We start from the raw sequence: 17,632 nt of genomic DNA, 5'->3' as shown, positions 1-17,632 counted from the left end.
CCCCCATGACCCGTCTGTTCACGCCGTTGACCCTGCGCGACGTGGAGGTGCGCAACCGGCTGTGGGTGTCGCCGATGTGCCAGTACAGCGCGGTCGACGGGGTCCCGCAGGAGTGGCATCACACCCATCTGGCGCAGTTCGCGTCGGGTGGTGCCGGCCTCATCATCGCGGAGGCGACGGCGGTCGTGCCCGAGGGGCGCATCTCGCCGCGGGACACGGGGCTGTGGACCGACGCCCAGCGGGACGCCTGGGCGCCCATCGTCGCGGCTGTCCGCAGCCGGGGCGCGGTGGCCGGCGTCCAGCTCGCCCACGCCGGCCGCAAGGCGTCGACCTGGTGGCCGTTCGCCGAGCACCGCGGCAGTGTGCCCGCGGACCAGGGCGGCTGGACCACCACCGCGCCGTCCGCGATCGCGTTCGAGGGCTTCGCCGAGCCCGTCGCGCTGGACCTCGCCGGCATCGACCGGGTCGTCGACGCCTTCGCCGCCGCGGCACGCCGTGCGGTCGAGGCCGGCTTCGAGGTGCTCGAGCTGCACGCCGCGCACGGGTACCTGCTGCACCAGTTCCTCTCGCCGCTGTCGAACCACCGCGACGACGCCTACGGCGGCTCGCTCGAGAACCGGGCACGCCTGCTGCTGCGCGTGCTGGACGCGGTGAGGGATGCCGCACCCGGCGTCCCCGTGATCGTGCGGTTCTCGGCCACCGACTGGGCCGACGGTGGCTGGGACGCCGACGAGACCGTGACCGTCGCCCGCTGGGCGGCCGACCGCGGTGCGGACTTCTTCGACATCTCCAGCGGTGGGCTCGTCGCCCACCAGCGGATCACGACCGGTCCGGGCTACCAGGTCCACCTCGCCGAGCGGGTGCGCCGAGAGGCCGGCGTGCCGGTGAACGCCGTCGGCATGATCGACGACGCCGCGCACGCCGAGCGTGTGCTCGCCGAAGGCTCGGCGGACGCCGTCATGGCCGGCCGGGAGTGGCTGCGCGATCCGCACTACGCGCTGCGCGCCTCTGTCGAGCTCGGCGCCGACATCGACTACTGGCCGGCACAGTACCTGCGGGCCCGGCCCCGCTGACGCCGCGCGGTCGTTGAGCGAGCGACGGCATCCACAGACTTCGCAGAATCGTGCCGATCTCGCAGGATCTCGCGAGAATCCTGCGAGATCGGCGTCGATCTGCGAAGTCTGGGAGCGTTCGGTCAGTAGCCGCGACGCCGCGTGGCGTCCTGCACCTCGCCGATCAGCTCCTCGATGATGTCTTCCAGGAACAGCACCGCCGTCGTGCGGCCGGCGTCGTCGCGCACCTGCGCGAGGTGGCGTCCGGCGCGGCGCATCACGGCGAGCGCATCCTCGAGATCGGTGGATTCGAGCACGGGCACCATGTGGTGGATGCGCTTGGTGGGGATGGGCCGCGCGACGTCCGTCGCGGCATCCGGCCCCTCGGCAGCGCGCAGGATGTCCTTCAGGTGCACGTAGCCGACCGGCTCGGCGGCCTCGTCGACGATCACGTAGCGCGAGAACCCGTGCTTCGACACGGCGCGCTCGATCTCGTCCGGCGTGACCGCCTCGGGAAGGGTCACGAGGTCCGACAGCGGCACCGCGATGTCGGCGGCCTTCTTGTCGGTGAACTCGACAGCCGCGGCGACCGTGCCCGCCGCGTCGTCGAGGACGCCCTCGATGCGCGACTGGTTGACGATCGTCGCCACCTCTTCGAGCGTGAAGGTCGAGGCCGCCTCGTCCTTCGGCTCGACGCGGAACAGACGCACGGTGTGGTTCGCGATCCAGTTGAGGGTCACGATCACCGGGTGGAAGACCTTCGAGACCCACACCAGGGGCGTCGCGAGCATCAGCACGGCGCGGTCGGGCACCGAGAACGCGAGGTTCTTCGGCACCATCTCGCCGAACACCACGTGCAGGTACGACACCAGCACGAGCGTCACGGCGAACGCGACGCCGTCGACGAGGGCCTCCGACCAGCCGGTCAAGCCCAGCGGGGCGGCGAGCAGATGGTGGATCGCCGGCTCCGACACGTTCAGGATCAGCAGCGAGCAGATCGTGATGCCGAGCTGGCTCGTCGCCAGCATGAGCGTCGCGTGCTCCATGGCGTACAGCGCGGTCTTGGCCGACCGCGAGCCCTTCTCGGCGAGGGGCTCGATCTGCGAGCGGCGTGCCGAGATGACGGCGAACTCCGCACCGACGAAGAAGGCGTTGGCGATCAGCAGGACGACCAGCCATACGATTCCGGCCCAGTCGCTCATCGACGCTCACCCCCTTCGGCGGCATCGACGTCGTGGGGCATCGGCCTCGGCGTGAAGCGCACACGGTCCACGCGACGCGCATCCATGCGCTGCACCTCGAGCGTGCCGTCCTCGATCTCGACGCTGTCGCCGACGGCGGGGATCCGCTCGAGCACGCTCATGATGTAGCCGCCGACGGTGTCGTACACATCACCCTCGGGGATCCGGATGCCGGCGCGGTCGCGGACCTCGTCGGGTCGCAGTTCGCCCGGGAACAGGACGGTGTCGTCGACTCGGACGATCCCCGCGCGCCGGCGGTCGTGCTCGTCGAGCACCTCGCCGACGATCTCTTCCACGAGGTCCTCGAGGGTCACGACGCCCGCGGTGCCGCCGTACTCGTCCACGACGATCGCCATCTGGTACCCGCGGGCGCGCAGCTCCGCGACCAGCACGTCGAGATGCACCGCCTCGGGGAAGCGCAGCGGCTCCGTGGCCAGGGCGGCCGCCGGCACGTCGGCGCGGCGCTCGCGCGGCACGCTCACGGCCGCCTTCAGGTGCACGATGCCGGTGATGTCGTCCATCGAGTCGTCGTAGACGGGGAACCGGCTGTGTCCGGTGCGGCGGGCGAGCTGGATGACGTCCTCGGCGGAGTCGTCCGCGGCGAGCGCATGGATGCTGGGCCGCGGCGTCATGACGTCGGCCGCGGTCAGGCGGGCGAAGGTGAGGCTGCGGTCCAGGAGCGACGCCGTGTCCTCTTCGAGCACGCCCGCGCTCGCGGAACGGCGGACGAGGCTCGACAGCTCCTCCGCGGTGCGCGCACCCGACAGCTCCTCCTTGGGCTCGACGCCCATCGCCCGCAGCACGCCGTTGGCGCTGCCGTTGAGCACGACGATCGCCGGACGGAACACCGTCGTGAACGCCACCTGGAACGGCATCACGAGCTTTGCGGTCTGCCGCGGCACCGCCAGTGCGAAGTTCTTCGGGACGAGCTCGCCGAGGATCATCGAGAACACGGTCGCGATCGCGACGCCGATGATGGCGGCCAGGGGGCGCGACACCGTCGCGGGGACCCCCCATGCGTCGAACACCGGCGCGAGCAGGTTCGAGATCGCCGGTTCCATCGTGTAACCGGTCAGCAGCGTCGTCAGCGTGATGCCGAGCTGCGCACTCGACAGGTGGGTCGACGTGATGCGCAGCGCGCTGATCGTCAGCGACAGCCGGGACTCGCCGGCGGCTTGACGGGCTTCGAGGTCGGCGCGGTCGAGGTTCACGAGCGCGAACTCGCTCGCGACGAACAGGCCGGTGCCGATGGTGAGCAGGAGCCCCACGCCCAGCATGACGTAGTCCATCACACATCACCCCCGTTCAGGCGGGAGTCGGGTCGGTGGGGCGAGGGTCTACAACTAGGGGGGTCGTCCATCGTGCCGAACAGTCTACGGCAGGTGCCGGCCCGCGGCCTGGACGGATCGGGATGCCGAGGCCCCGGCATCCACCCGCACCCGCGTCCGCGGTGACACGATGTCGGGATGACACTCGACAGGATCAGCGTCGTGATCCCCCCGGTCGGCCCGTGGCGCGCGCAGGAGCGCTGGTACCGCTGGGCCGACGACATCGGCTACGACGTGGCGTACACCTACGACCACCTCACCCACGCCACGGCGCCCGGGATGTGGCTGAGCGAGGCGTTCACGACGCTGACCGCGGCAGCCGGTGCCACCGAGCGCGTCCGACTCGGCACCCTCGTCGCCTCGGCGGTGTTCCGCACCCCGGTGACGCTCGCACGCGTCGCCATGACGGTGCAGGACATCGCCGGCGGCCGCCTCGTGCTCGGCCTCGGCGCGGGCGCGCCCACGTGCGCCCTCGCCGATCATGGTGTGCGCGACGAGCCCCGCGCCATGGCGGCACGGTTCGCCGACGTCGTGCGCGGCTACTCGGCGGTCCTGGACGGCGCGACGGACTGGGAGGGCTCGACGCTCTCGTTCCACGGCCTCGAGACGATCGCCGCCCCGTCGGGCACGCCTCGGCCGGAGCTGCTCCTGGCCGCCCACGGTCCACGCGCACTCGCGCTGGCGGCGACGCACGCCGACACCTGGAACACGTACGGCGGCCCGGGATCGACGGCGCTCGACGCCGACGAGTACTGGGACCTGCTGGGCCGTCAGGCCGACGGCTTCGTCCGCGCGTGCGCCGAAGCCGGCCGTGCCCCCACGAGTGTGCGCCGCTCGCTGCTGCTCGGGTTCGGCCGGGTGCGGCCGACGACGAGCGTCGGGGAGTACGTCGCAGCCGCCGAGCGCGCTGACGCGCTCGGGTTCGACGAGCTCGTCGTGTACGGCCCCGACTCCCCCGCCGGCATGGACTCCGACCCCGCAGTGCACGAGCGCGCGCTGTCGCGCCTGCGCTGACGCCGCGCGCGGACCGGAGGGGACCCCATCTCGGTTCGCGCTGTCGAAATCGGCGTCCGCGCCCGAAAAAAGCAGCAGCGCATGCCGATTTCGGCCGCGCGAAGGAAGGTGCTCGCGCCAGTTCGACAGCGCATGCCGATCTCGGCAGCGAAGGGATGCCGCACCTCCGGCGGGGGCGAACTCGCGGGCACCCGGGCAACGCGAGGCGCAGGGCGACGCGAGGCGCCAGGGCAGCGCAAGGCGCCAGGGCAGCGCGAGGCCCGACGCAGCGCGAGGAACCCCGGGGCAAGGCGAGGCACGCTGGCCGTTGCCCGGCACGGCGGTTCCTCCCCAGCGGCCACCTGGCGGGCGCTGCCCACAGATCGTGAGCGGACGTGCCGTGGCGGGCACGCGTCAGGGGATCGTGGAGCGATGTCGTCCACCACCGCACCGTCAGCGACCGAGCTCGTGGTCATGCGCCGTCGCGAACAGCTCGACGTCGTCGATGATCGGCGGCTGCGCCGGAATCTTGCGTCCGGCTCCTGGACGCGGATCACGGCCGGCTCGTACGTCGTGACCGCCGAGTGGCGCAGACTCCGCCCGATCCAGCGGCATCGGGTCCTGGTCGATGAGGTCGCGCGGCGGCTCGAGCCCGGCGCGGTCATCTCGCACTTCGCGGCGGCCGCCCAGCACGACATCGACATTTTGGGCGCGTGGCCCCGTCGCGTCGACGTGAGGATCGAGCGCGCGACGGGCGGACGTTCCGGTGGCGCGGTCAAGCGACGCGCCATCGGACTCGAGGGCGTGGAGCGAGAGCCCTTCGGCATGCACGAACTCACCACTCCGGCCCAGACCGCCCTCGACATCGCCCGAAGTGCACCGTTCCTGGTAGCCGCGAGCGCCGTCGACCAGGCGATCTGGAGGGATCGCGACGGCGGACCCCTGACGACTGTCGAAGAACTGACGTCGCTCCTCGATGCGGTACCCCGACAGCGCGGCGACGTGCGTGCCCGCCGCGTGCTGGATGTCGCCGATCCTGGCGCCGCGAACCCACGCGAGACGAAGGCCGCCCACGTGCTGCGCAGCCTCGGCTTCCCGCGGTCCCGGTCGCAGGAACGACGGATCCTCCGCAGCGGAAGACTGGTGTTCGGCGACCGCTACTTCCCCGAGCACGACCACTGGCTCGAAGTCGACGGGCGCGGCAAGTACCTCAGTCCGGACTTCGGCGACGACCGCGATCCGCACGAGATCGTCATCGACGAGAAGAACCGCGAGAACGAGATCCGCCGCGAAGTCCGCGGGTTCTCGCGGCTTGAGGCCACCGATTTCGACAACCCGCGGCTCGTGTACGACGTCCTCACTGCCGACGGGCTGCCCAGCACCAAGCCGCGGCCGTAGCGCGCTCCGCCGCAGCCACGGGCGACGTGCGCCGGACGCCCGATCGGCTCCGTCCCGCCCACGGCCGCGTCCGGCCGGCGGCCTCCGTGCCGACGTGCGAGGGCGCCGGGATCCCCTGGATCCACCAGTTCGCTGCGCCGCGGCGACAGCAGCAGCCACTCGGACTCGCCCCCCTGTTCGTCCGCGCTGTCGAAATCGGCATCCGCGCCCGTAACAAGCAGCAGCGCATGCCGATTTCGGCAGCGCGAAGGAAGGTAGTCGCGCCAGTCCGACAGCGCATGCCGGGTGCGACGACGCAGGATCCGCACCATCCCCGGACGCAGGCCGGCGGAGGGCCTCCGAAGGGTGCAGGGTCGGAGGACTGGATGCGAGGACAGGATGCCGGGCGCCCGGCATCCACTCCTCACCAGCTGACGGGCAGCGCCTTGCCCTCTTCGTAGCCCGCGGCGGACTGCAGGCCCACGCGCGCGCGGTCGTGGAACTCGGCGACCGTCGAGGCGCCCGCGTACGTGAACGACGAGCGCACGCCCGACGTGATCATGTCGAGCAGGTCCTCCAGACCGGGACGCAGCGGATCGAGGTAGATCCTCGACGACGAGATGCCCTCGGCGAACAGTTCCTTGCGGGCGAGCTCGTACGGGTCGAGGCGGCCGAAGCGCTCGTGCACGGCCTTCGTCGAGGCCATGCCCCACGACTCCTTGTAGGCGCGGCCCGCGTCATCCAGCTGCAGCTCGCCGGGCGCCTCGATGGTGCCGGCGAACCACGAGCCGATCATGACCGACGCGGCGCCGGCGGCGAGCGCGAGGGCGACGTCGCGCGGGTAGCGCACACCGCCGTCGGCCCACACGTGCGCGCCCATGACGCGGGCCGCCTCGGCGGTCTCGAGCACCGCCGAGAACTGCGGACGCCCGACGGCGGTCATCATGCGGGTCGTGCACATCGCGCCCGGTCCGACACCCACCTTGAGGATCGTGGCGCCCGCGGTCACGAGGTCGTGCACGCCTTCGGCGCTGACGATGTTGCCGGCAGCGATCGGGATGCCGAGATCGAGGTCCGCGACGGCGCGCAGGGCACGCAGCATCCCCTCCTGGTGACCGTGCGCGGTGTCGACGACGAGGACGTCGACACCCGCGGCCGCGAGAGCCTTCGCCTTGGCGGCGACGTCGCCGTTGATGCCGACGGCGGCTGCCACGATGAGGCGTCCGGATGCGTCGACCGCGGGCCGGTACAGCGTCGAGCGCAGCGCACTGCGGCGCGACAGGGTGCCGACCAGGTGCCCGTGCTGCAGGACGCATACCGTCTCGGCGTCGGCGGCGACGATCACGTCGAACGCGTGTCGCGCGCTGTCGATGTCTTCCGCGTCGACGGATGCCGCCCGCCCGCGCGCCAGGTCGCCCAGGCGGGCATCGGGCAGCGCCGTGCCCAGGCGCGTGGCCGGCACGATGCCCAGGATGTCGTCGGCGTCGACGTGGCCGGTGGACGCGTCCGCGACCACGATGCCGTGTCCCTCGGTCGGAGGCAGCAGCCGCGCCGCGTCGGCGACCGTCGCGTCGGGCGGGAGCACGAGCGGCGTGTCCCACTGCACCGGCTGCGCCTTGACCCACCGGATCGCGGCGTCGAGCTCCTGCAGCGGCATGTCCTGCGGCAGCACGCCGAGGCCGCCGCGGCGCGCGAGCGTCGCCGCCAGACGGGCGCCGGTGACGGAGTTCATGTTGGCCGACACGAGCGGCAGGGTCGCGGTCGTGCCGTCGCCCGGCGCGAGGTCCACGTCGAGGCGGCTCGTGATCGCCGAGCGGCGCGGCACGAGGAAGACGTCCGAGTACGTCAGGTCGACATCGGGGGTTTCGCCGTAGAACTCCATGACTGCCAAGGGTAGTGACAGTTGCTGTGCGGCGAATCATGCGGGTTCTTTCAGGTTCTCGCCACGGTGGGGCCGGGACCGGGCCCGCGGACTGGGCTAGGCTTAACCGATGCGTGTCCAGGTGTCAGCACCCTGCGCACGACCCACAACTTCAGCGATGAAAGCAGGCGATTCAGCGTGTCGAGCCAGGTGACGGGCGTCGGGGTTTCGAACGAAGGTGAGTTCGGAGCCAACGAGTGGCTCGTCGAGGAGCTGTACGAGCAGTTCAAGATCGACAAGAACTCCGTCGACAAGGCGTGGTGGCCCGTCCTCGAGGCCTACCACCCCGCCGACGGAACGGCGGCAGCGGCTCCCGCTGCGGCGGCGGCACCGGCCGCCGCACCGGCCTCGGAGGCGACGCCCCCGGCCACGACGCAGCCCGCGTCCGCCGAGCCGCGACCGGTGACCGCCCCGATCCCCGTGATCGGCGCACAGCCCGTGGCCCGCACCACCGCCCGCCCGGCGGCGCCGCAGCCGATCCCGGCGCAGGCGCCCAAGGCGCAGCCGTCCTCGGCTGACGCCCCCGCCCCGGAGGCCGACGTCGTCACGCCGCTGCGCGGCATGCCCAAGACGCTCGCCGCCAACATGGACGAGTCGCTCACGGTCCCCACCGCGACGAGCGTGCGCACGGTGCCGGCGAAGCTGATGATCGACAACCGCATCGTCATCAACAACCACATGGCCCGCAGCCGCGGCGGCAAGGTCAGCTTCACGCACCTGATCGGCTGGGCGCTCATCCAGGCGCTCAAGGAGTTCCCGAGCCAGAACGTGTTCTACGCCGAGATCGACGGCAAGCCGTCGGTGGTGGCGCCCGCGCACGTCAACCTGGGCATCGCGATCGACCTGCCCAAGCCCGACGGCACCCGCGCACTGCTCGTGCCGAGCATCAAGCGCGCCGAGCAGCTGACGTTCAACGAGTACCTCACCACGTACGAGGACCTCGTCACGCGCGCCCGCAACAACAAGCTGACCGCGGCGGACTTCCAGGGAACGACGCTGTCGCTCACCAACCCCGGCGGCATCGGCACCGTGCACTCGGTGCCGCGCCTGATGAAGGGCCAGGGCTGCATCGTCGGCGCCGGCGCCCTCGAATACCCCGCCGAGTTCCAGGGCGCGAGCGACAAGACGCTCAACGAGCTGGCGATCGGCAAGACCATCACCCTGACGAGCACCTACGACCACCGCGTCATCCAGGGCGCCGGCTCGGGCGAGTTCCTCAAGAAGGTGCACGAGCTGCTCATCGGGCAGCGCGGATTCTACGAAGACATCTTCGCCGCGCTGCGCATCCCGTACGCGCCGATCCACTGGGCGGCCGACATCAACGTCGACCTCGCGGAGCGCGTCGACAAGCAGGCCCGCGTGCAGGAGCTCATCAACTCGTTCCGGGTGCGCGGCCACCTGATGGCCGACATCGACCCGCTCGAGTACGTGCAGCGCACGCACCCCGACCTCGAGATCGAGAGCCACGGCCTCACGTTCTGGGACCTCGACCGCGAGTTCGTCACCGGCGGGTTCGGGGGCAAGCGCCAGATGAAGCTGCGCGACATCCTCGGCGTGCTGCGCGACTCGTACTGCCGCACCATCGGCATCGAGTACATGCACATCCAGGATCCGGGCCAGCGCGCCTGGTTCCAGGAGAACGTCGAGGTCAAGTACCAGAAGCCGGGCCACGACGAGCAGCTGCGCATCCTCGACAAGCTGAACCAGGCCGAGGCGTTCGAGACGTTCCTGCAGACGAAGTACGTCGGCCAGAAGCGCTTCAGCCTCGAGGGCGGCGAGTCGCTGATCCCGCTCCTCGACGAGATCCTGCAGGGCGCCGCAGAGGCGGGCCTCGACGGCGCCGCGATCGGCATGGCCCACCGCGGCCGCCTGAACGTGCTCACCAACATCGCCGGCAAGACCTACAGCCAGATCTTCCGCGAGTTCGAGGGGTCGGTCGCTATCGGCTCGAAGAGCGGGTCGGGCGACGTGAAGTACCACCTCGGCACCGAGGGCACCTTCGTCGCCGACAACCAGTCCGAGCTGCCGGTCTACCTCGCCGCCAACCCGTCGCACCTCGAGACGGTCGACGGCGTGCTGGAGGGCATCGTCCGCGCGAAGCAGGACCGCAAGCCGATCGGCACGTTCACCTGGCTGCCGATCCTCGTCCACGGCGACGCGGCCTTCGCGGGCCAGGGCGTCGTGTTCGAGACGCTGCAGATGTCGCAGCTGCGCGGCTACCGCACCGGCGGCACCGTCCACGTTGTGGTCAACAACCAGGTGGGCTTCACCACGACGCCCACCGACGCGCGCACCTCCGTGTACGCGACCGATGTCGCCAAGACGATCCAGGCGCCGATCTTCCACGTGAACGGCGACGACCCCGAGGCCGTCACCCGGGTGGCGCAGCTGGCGTTCGCGTACCGCGAGCGGTTCCACCGCGACGTCGTGGTCGACCTCGTCTGCTACCGCCGCCGCGGCCACAACGAAGGCGACGACCCGTCGATGACGCAGCCGCTGATGACCAACCTCATCGAGGCCAAGCGCTCGGTGCGCCGCCTGTACACGGAGGCGCTGGTCGGTCGCGGTGACATCACCGAGGAGGAGTACGAGAAGGCCAAGCAGGACTTCCAGAACCGCCTCGAGATCGCGTTCGCCGAGACCCACGCGGCCGAGACCGGCTCGTCGCCCGTCGTCGTCCCGGATGCCGCTGCCACCGAGCCCGCCACCGGCGAGCCCGAGACCACCGGCGTCTCGCGTGAGGCGATCAACCTCATCGGCGACACGTTCGTGAACAAGCCCGAGGGCTTCACGGTCCATACGAAGCTGCAGCAGCTGCTCGACAAGCGTCTCGACATGAGCCGCAACGGCTCCATTGACTGGGGCTTCGGCGAGCTGCTCGCGTTCGGCTCGCTCCTGCTGGAGAAGACCAACGTCCGCCTGGCCGGCCAGGACTCGCGTCGCGGCACGTTCGTGCAGCGCCACGCCGTGCTGCACGACCGTGCGAACGGCCAGGAGTGGATCCCGCTCACGAACCTCAGCGAGGACCAGGGCCGCTTCTACGTCTACGACTCGCTGCTGAGCGAGTACGCCGCGATGGCGTTCGAATACGGCTACTCCGTCGAGCGCGCCGACTCGCTCGTGCTGTGGGAGGCCCAGTTCGGCGACTTCGCCAACGGCGCCCAGTCGGTGATCGACGAGTTCATCTCGTCGGCCGATCAGAAGTGGGGCCAGCAGTCGAGCGTCGTCCTGCTGCTCCCCCACGGCTACGAGGGTCAGGGACCGGACCACTCGTCGGCCCGCATCGAGCGCTACCTGCAGCTGTGCGCGCAGGAGAACATGACCGTCGCGCGGCCGTCGACGCCTGCATCGTACTTCCACCTGCTGCGTCGTCAGGCGTACGCCCGCCCGCGCCGGCCGCTGGTCGTCTTCACGCCGAAGGCGATGCTGCGCCTGCGCGGCGCGACCAGCCCGGTCGAGGACTTCCTCACCGGCCGGTTCGAGCCGGTGCTGGACGACAACCGCGGCGTCGACAAGTCGGCCGTCAAGCGCGTGCTGCTGCACGCCGGCAAGATCCACTGGGATCTGCGCGCCGAGCTCGACAAGAACTCCAACCCGGCGGTCGCCCTGGTGCGCCTGGAGCAGTACTACCCCGCGCCGATCGAGGAGCTCAACGCCGTCATCGACTCGTACCCGAACGCCGAGCTGGTGTGGGTGCAGGACGAGCCCGAGAACCAGGGGGCGTGGCCCTTCATCGCACTCGAGGTCGTGAAGCACCTGAACGGCCGCACGATCAGCCGCATCTCGCGCGCCTCCGCGGCGTCCACCGCGACCGGTTCGCCGAAGGTGCACGCGGCCGAGCAGGCGGCGATCCTGCAGGAGGCGCTGACGGTCTCCTGACCCGACGACGTCGATCCGGCCCCGGCCGCCCAGCTCCGCTGAGGCGTCCGGGGCCGGATCGCGTCAGGCCCGAGTCGTCGCCGTCTTCACCTCGGCGGCGGCTTGGGGATCGGCTCCCGTCTCGGGAGCGTTCGCGTCCGGCCGGCGGCCTCGACGCCACCGCCGCCACACCGTGACCGCGATCGCGACGAGCGCGAGCGCCGCGGCGGGCAGCAGGTTGGCCCCGGCGAGGAGCATGAGCCCCACCGACAGGACGGCAGCCACCACGGCCATGACCCAGCCGACCGTGAAGCGCGGCAGGATCAGCGTCGCGGCGATCATGCCGACGGCGTAGATCGAGACCATGTTGCTGGTGTGGATGAGGATGAACGTCTGCACCTGGCCGCCCGTGGCCAGCGCGATCCCCAGGTACGTCATGGCGACCATGAAGAACAGCAGCAGGGCGCGCCGTGGGATGCCGCCGGCCTGCGCGCCGGGCGCGAGGAACCGGGGCAGGTCGCCGTTGGCGGCGAGCGAGGCGCCGAGCTTGCCGAAGGCCGCGAGGTACGAGTTCAGCACGCCGAGGACGACGATGGCGGCCACGACGCCGACGGCGGTACGCCCGACGCCGGGGGCGACCGCGTCCGCGAGCGCCAGCAGCGGCACGGCTCCGTCGCCCGCGGACTCGCCGAGCACCCCCACCGTCACGATCTGAAGGAGCAGGTAGGCCATCCCGGTGACGACCAGGGCGATCGCGGTGGCACGCGGGATGATGCGCCGGGGATCGCGGAACTCCCCCGAGATGTGGGTGCCGACCTCCCAGCCGGCGAACGCCCAGACGAACAGGCTGATGGCCGTGCCGACGCCCGCCCACCCGTGTGGGAGGAACGGCTCGAACCGCGACGCCTCGGTCGCCGGAAAGGCGGCGCTCACGAGCAGCACGACGATGGCGACCAGGAGCCCGGTGAGCACGAACTGCACCCATCCCGCGACGCGGACGCCGAGCAGGTTGATCGCGAACGGCGGGAGCACGATCACGATCGCGAGCAGCGCGACCGCCGACCGGTCGAGGTGGAGGATCGCGGTCAGGTACTCGCCGCCGAGGATCGCCAGGACAGGGAATCCCGCGCCGACGCCGAAGAAGAACCAGTAGCCGGTCGCCCGCGCCGCGGTCGGGCCCAGCGCGCGTCGCACATAGCTGGCGACCCCGCCGGGATCCGGGTAGCGGGCGGCGAGCGCCGCGAACGTGCCGGCCAACGGCACCGACAGCACGATCACCGCGATCACGGCGACGACGGATGCCGGTCCCGCGACGTCTGCGGCCAGCCCCGGCAGGACGAGCAGCCCGGTGCCGAGCACCGATGCGATGTACAGGGCGGTGCCCTGCACGATGCCGAGGCTGCCGTGCGGATGCGTCGAGGTCACCGCTCAAGTGTGGCCGCGGCATCCGACCTCCGCGTCACGCGCCCCGGCCGTTCCCGCGCGCTTTCCTGCCAAACGCTGATCCTCGATTGCGGATCAGCGCCGGATCGCGGAGAAGACCGGAGGGCGCGCCGGTCGGCACACCCGCCCTGGTCCTGACTCCTGGACGCCGCTCACGCCTCGAGCGGGTCGACCCCGGCGCGGGCGAACGCGGCGGCGGCGGCATCCATCGACGCCTCGCGATCGGCGGGCACGAGACCGAGCCGGGTGCGGCGGTCGACCAGGTCGTCGACGCTCAGCGCACCCTCGACCCGGACGCCCCATTCCAGCTCCTGGGCTGTCACCCCGAGGGCGGCCCACGGCCCGTCCGCGAGCGCCGCGACGTACGGCGCCTCGGCGCCGTACCGGCGCACCAGTCGAGGCGCCGCGTCGATCTCGCCCAGTCGGGGCCTGGGCCACGCGCCGACCAGCGGGAGCGCGCGCGTCGGAGACGGATGTGACGGGAAGGCCGGGTCGCGGCGGATCACGGCGTCCACCGCGTCCTCGGCCATGCGGCGGTAGGTGGTGAGCTTGCCACCGACCACGCTCAGCACGCCCGAGGCCGACTCCAGGATCTCGTGGCGACGCGAGAGGTCGCTGGTCTCGTCGTCATCGTGGGCGGCCGCCAGCAGGGGCCGCATCCCCGCGTAGGTCGCGAGCACGTCCTCGCGCGTGAGCGGAGAGGCCAGCACGGTGTTGACGACCCCCAGCAGATAGTCGATCTCGTCGGCGCTCGCGTGGGCGACGTCAGGCATCGGCCCGTCGACGGGGACGTCGGTCAGGCCGATGTAGGTGCGGCCGTGGACCGCGGGGAGCGTGAACACGAACCTGCTCGACGATCCCGGAATCGGCACCGTGAGCGACACATCCGAGCCGCCCAGGCGCTCGGTCGACACGATCAGGTGCGTGCCGCGGCTGGGCCGCAGCCGCACGTCCGGGTCGAGCTCACCGGCCCACACGCCGGTCGCGTTGACGACGGCGCGCGCCTGGACGCCGAGGGTCTGACCGGTGACGAGGTCGTGCAGCCGGGCGCCGTGCCCGTCCACCGAGACCGCTTCGACCCGCGTGATGATGGATGCCCCGTGCCCCGCCGCGGTGCGGGCCACCGCCACGACCAGCCGCGCGTCGTCGACCAGCTGCCCGTCCCAGCCGCGCACGGCGCCGCGCAGGCTCTCGCCGCGCAGCGCGGGTGCGAGCCTGCGGGCGGTCTCGGGGCTGATGACGCCCGGGGCGTGCAGGACCGAGCCGGGCGTGCGGACCGCGCGGCGCAGGCCGTCGCCGAGCTCGTAGCCGAACCCGATGTAGGCGCCCTTCGTGAGGGCTCCCGGGTCGTACAGCGGCACCACCTGCGCCAGTGCGCGGGTGAGGTGTGGCGCGGTGCGGGTCAGCAGGATGTGGCGCTCGACGGCGCTCTCGCGCGCGATGCCGATCTGCCGCGAGGCCAGGTAGCGCAGCCCGCCGTGCACGAGCTTCGAGCTGAAGCGGCTCGTGCCGTGCGCGAGATCGTGGCGTTCGACCAGCACCGTCCGCAGGCCGCGGGCCGCGGCATCCAGCGCGATCCCGGTCCCGGTGACCCCGCCGCCGATGACGAGGACGTCGACCTCGCCGGCCGCCGCCAGCGCGTCGAGCTCGCGCGCGCGGCGCGCAGCCGAGAGCGCCGAGGTCTGCGGCGTCCGTCCGAGGATGCGGGTCACGTCTTCATGATGCCCCACGCCGTGCACCCGCGCCTCGCGGCGCGCACCCCGGCCGGTGCGATACTGGCCGGATGCCGACGACGTCCGCCCCTGAGCCGCTGCCTGCGACGCCCGCGCCCCGCGAGCGGGGACCCTGGGACGCGTGGGATCCGGATCCCGCCCGGCTGCCGGCAGCGGCCCGTGCGATCGTCGGCGCCGTGGTGCCGGGCAAGGCGCACCCGGTGCCGCGCCGCGAGCGCCCGGCGCTCACCCCGTCGCTCCTCCGGGACGACGACCTCGACGCGCTCGCCCGCATCGTGGGTGCCGGCAACGCCACGCGCGACGACGACGTGCGCGCGCTGCACCTCGGCGGCAAGAGCACGCCCGATCTGCTGCGACGGCGCCTCGACGACCCGCAGACGGCGCCGGACGCGGTCGTGTCGCCCGCCGATCACGCGGAGGTCGCCGCCGTGCTGCGCGCGTGCGACGAGCGCCGCATCGCCGTCGTGCCGTTCGGCGGAGGAACCTCGGTCGTCGGCGGCGTCGATCCGGTGCGCGGCGCACAGCACGCGGTGATCGCGCTCGACCTGGCCCGGACGGCGTCGCTGCGCGCCCTCGACGAGGTGTCGCTGCTGGCGACCTTCGGCGCCGGCACGACGGGCCCGCAGGCCGAGGAGCTGCTCGGCGCCCGCGGCTACACGCTCGGCCACTTCCCGCAGAGCTTCGTGTACGCCTCGCTCGGCGGCTTCGCCGCGACCCGGTCCAGCGGACAGGCCTCCCGCGGGTACGGACGCTTCGACGACCTCGTCCATGCGCTTCGGGTCGCGACGCCGCGGGGCGACCTGGACCTCGGGCGCGCCCCGGCGAGCGCCGCGGGTCCTGACCTGCGCGAGCTGTTCCTCGGCTCCGAGGGGGCGTTCGGCGTGCTCACCGAGGTCACCGTCCGCATCAGGCCCGTGCCGGCGGTGACGGAGTACCGTGCCTGGACGTTCCCCGACTTCGCGTCGGGGGCCGCGGCGTTCCGCGAGGCGACGCAGCGCGGCATCCGCCCCACCGTGCTGAGGCTGAGCGACGAGACCGAGACGCGCGTGAACGCGACGCTGGGCGGCCATCTGACGCGTCTGCGCGGCTGCCTGGCGGTCGCGACCTTCGAGGGTGCGACGGCCGCCGAGGCCGAGGCGACCCGCGACGCGCTCGACGCCGTGTTCGCCGGGCACGGCGCGAAGTCCCGCGGCGACGAGCCGGCCCGCTCGTGGGAGCGCGGCCGCTTCGCCTCGCCGGGCCTGCGCGACACCCTCATGGACATCGGGGTCCTCGCCGAGACGCTCGAGACGGCGACGACATGGGCGCGGCTGCCGGCACTCAGGCAGGACGTGACCGACGCGTTGACCGCGAGCCTCACCGCCGTCGGCACGAAGCCGATCGTGATGTGCCACATCTCGCACGTCTACCCCGCCGGAGCCTCCCTCTACTTCACCGTGGTCGCCGCGTTGACCGACGATCCGCAGGGGCAGTGGGCGGAAGCGAAGGATGCCGCGTCCCGGGCGATCGGCGCAGCCCACGGCACCATCACGCACCACCACGCGGTCGGGCGCGATCATCGCGCCTACCTGCAGTCCGAGATCGGTCCGCTCGGCGTCGAGGTGCTGCGAGCCGTCAAAGCGACGCTGGACCCCCACGGGATCATGAACCCTGGCGCGCTGGTCGCAGCCGACCGCATGACGGATGCCGGAGCCGGAGCTCCCGCGTGAGGGTCGCGCTGCTGGTCAACCCGGCGGCCCGCGCGGGCGCGCACACCGGTGCCGCGACGAACGCTGCGGAGCGCCTGCGCGCGCACGGCTTGCAGACGTCGATCCTGAGCGGCGGCAGCGCGGCCGAGTCGTCCGAGCTGCTGCGCGCGGCGATCGAGGCCGGCGTGGACGCGGTGGCCGTGGCCGGCGGCGACGGCACCGTCAACCTCGCGCTTCAGGAGCTCGCCGGGACCGGCATCCCGCTCGGCATCGTCCCGGCGGGCACCGGCAACGACTTCGCCGCCACGCTGGGGCTCCGCGAGCTCGACGTGGCGGCCGCCGCCGACGCGATCGCCGGAGGGGTCACGCGGAGCATCGACCTCGCCCGGGTCACGCGCGACGACGGCTCGACCCGGTTCTTCGGCTCGGTGCTCGCCAGCGGCTTCGACTCCAAGGTCAACGACCGCGCCAACGCCATGCGCTGGCCGCGCGGAGGGTCGCGCTACAACATCGCGATCCTCGTCGAGTTCCTGACGCTGGCCGGCATCCCGTACGACATCGCGTACGAAGGCGCCGACGGTACGCGGGGCGAGGTGCACGGCGACCTCGTGATGGCGACCGTGGGCAACGGGCGGACCTACGGGGGCGGCATCCCGATCGCGCCCGACGCGGACCCCTCCGACGGTCTGCTCGACCTCGTGCTCGTGCGTCCCGCGGGGCGGCTGCGTCTGCTCCGGCTGCTGCCGAAGGTGTACCGCGGCACGCATGCGATCGTCCCCGAGGTCTCGATCACGCGCGTGCGATCGGTGCGGCTCGCCTCTCCCGGCGTCACCGCGTACGCGGACGGCGACCCGATCGGCGCGCTGCCGCTGACGATCGACATGGTGCCCGGGGCGCTCACGATCTTCACGCCCTAGGTGCCGGCGGTCCGTCCGCCGCGGAACATGGGGAGCTCCTCCCGATGTGACGCGCGCTCCCGGTCCCGACGATGGAGTCAT

11 protein-coding genes are annotated in these 17,632 nt (G+C 72.1%); 6 read left to right on the top strand and 5 right to left on the bottom strand.

Annotated elements, in window-relative coordinates; translation table 11 throughout:
• Nucleotides 1-5: 5 nt before the first annotated feature.
• Complete coding sequence (locus FB391_RS04365; protein ID WP_141893036.1) at nt 6-1,073, top strand: NADH:flavin oxidoreductase/NADH oxidase; 1,068 nt, start codon at nt 6-8, stop codon at nt 1,071-1,073.
• 122 nt (nt 1,074-1,195) lie between these two features.
• On the opposite strand, the gene FB391_RS04360 is transcribed toward FB391_RS04365, so the two are convergent.
• Together FB391_RS04360 and FB391_RS04355 are read right to left on the bottom strand one after the other, a co-directional pair.
• The gene (locus FB391_RS04360; RefSeq protein WP_141893035.1) at nt 1,196-2,254 is read right to left on the bottom strand and encodes a hemolysin family protein; all 1,059 of its coding nucleotides are present in this window, start codon (nt 2,252-2,254) and stop codon (nt 1,196-1,198) included.
• Nucleotides 2,251-3,582, bottom strand: a complete 1,332-nt coding sequence (locus tag FB391_RS04355; RefSeq protein WP_141893034.1) for a hemolysin family protein — start codon at nt 3,580-3,582, stop codon at nt 2,251-2,253. The genes FB391_RS04360 and FB391_RS04355 overlap by 4 nt, the downstream gene beginning before the upstream one ends.
• A gap of 177 nt (nt 3,583-3,759) precedes the next feature.
• Between FB391_RS04355 and FB391_RS04350 the strand changes: the two genes are divergently transcribed.
• Both FB391_RS04350 and FB391_RS19875 read left to right on the top strand, forming a co-directional pair.
• Nucleotides 3,760-4,635, top strand: coding sequence for an LLM class flavin-dependent oxidoreductase (locus FB391_RS04350; RefSeq protein ID WP_141893033.1), 876 nt, complete (start codon nt 3,760-3,762; stop codon nt 4,633-4,635).
• 411 nt (nt 4,636-5,046) lie between these two features.
• Nucleotides 5,047-6,012 (top strand): hypothetical protein, encoded by a 966-nt coding sequence (locus tag FB391_RS19875; protein ID WP_246093349.1) that lies wholly within the window; start codon nt 5,047-5,049, stop codon nt 6,010-6,012.
• A 403-nt stretch (nt 6,013-6,415) separates the two neighbouring features.
• Here FB391_RS19875 and guaB1 read toward each other — a convergent pair whose 3' ends face one another.
• The gene (gene guaB1 / locus FB391_RS04340; RefSeq protein WP_141893032.1) at nt 6,416-7,873 is read right to left on the bottom strand and encodes a GMP reductase; all 1,458 of its coding nucleotides are present in this window, start codon (nt 7,871-7,873) and stop codon (nt 6,416-6,418) included.
• Nucleotides 7,874-8,050: 177 nt separating this feature from the next.
• Between guaB1 and FB391_RS04335 the strand changes: the two genes are divergently transcribed.
• Nucleotides 8,051-11,791, top strand: coding sequence for a multifunctional oxoglutarate decarboxylase/oxoglutarate dehydrogenase thiamine pyrophosphate-binding subunit/dihydrolipoyllysine-residue succinyltransferase subunit (locus FB391_RS04335; protein WP_141893031.1), 3,741 nt, complete (start codon nt 8,051-8,053; stop codon nt 11,789-11,791).
• A gap of 63 nt (nt 11,792-11,854) precedes the next feature.
• Here the strand turns inward: FB391_RS04335 and FB391_RS04330 are convergent, their stop codons facing one another.
• Together FB391_RS04330 and FB391_RS04325 are read right to left on the bottom strand one after the other, a co-directional pair.
• On the bottom strand, nt 11,855-13,195 hold the full coding sequence (locus FB391_RS04330) for an APC family permease (protein WP_141893030.1): 1,341 nt from the start codon (nt 13,193-13,195) through the stop codon (nt 11,855-11,857).
• A 170-nt stretch (nt 13,196-13,365) separates the two neighbouring features.
• Entirely contained in the window at nt 13,366-14,925 is a 1,560-nt protein-coding gene (locus tag FB391_RS04325) for a glycerol-3-phosphate dehydrogenase/oxidase (protein ID WP_141893029.1), read from the bottom strand.
• Nucleotides 14,926-14,996: 71 nt separating this feature from the next.
• On the opposite strand from FB391_RS04325, the gene FB391_RS04320 reads away from it, so the two are divergent.
• Both FB391_RS04320 and FB391_RS04315 read left to right on the top strand, forming a co-directional pair.
• Nucleotides 14,997-16,655 (top strand): FAD-binding oxidoreductase, encoded by a 1,659-nt coding sequence (locus FB391_RS04320; protein WP_141893028.1) that lies wholly within the window; start codon nt 14,997-14,999, stop codon nt 16,653-16,655.
• The gene (locus FB391_RS04315) at nt 16,652-17,551 is read left to right on the top strand and encodes a diacylglycerol kinase (RefSeq protein ID WP_141893027.1); all 900 of its coding nucleotides are present in this window, start codon (nt 16,652-16,654) and stop codon (nt 17,549-17,551) included. Before FB391_RS04320 ends, FB391_RS04315 begins: the two co-directional genes overlap by 4 nt.
• Nucleotides 17,552-17,632 lie beyond the last annotated feature (81 nt).

Source organism: Microbacterium kyungheense (assembly GCF_006783905.1).
In the GTDB taxonomy this organism is placed as follows: Bacteria; Actinomycetota; Actinomycetes; order Actinomycetales; family Microbacteriaceae; genus Microbacterium; species Microbacterium kyungheense.
Note: the sequence above shows the minus strand (reverse complement) of the source record. Positions and strands in the feature narration are given on the sequence as shown.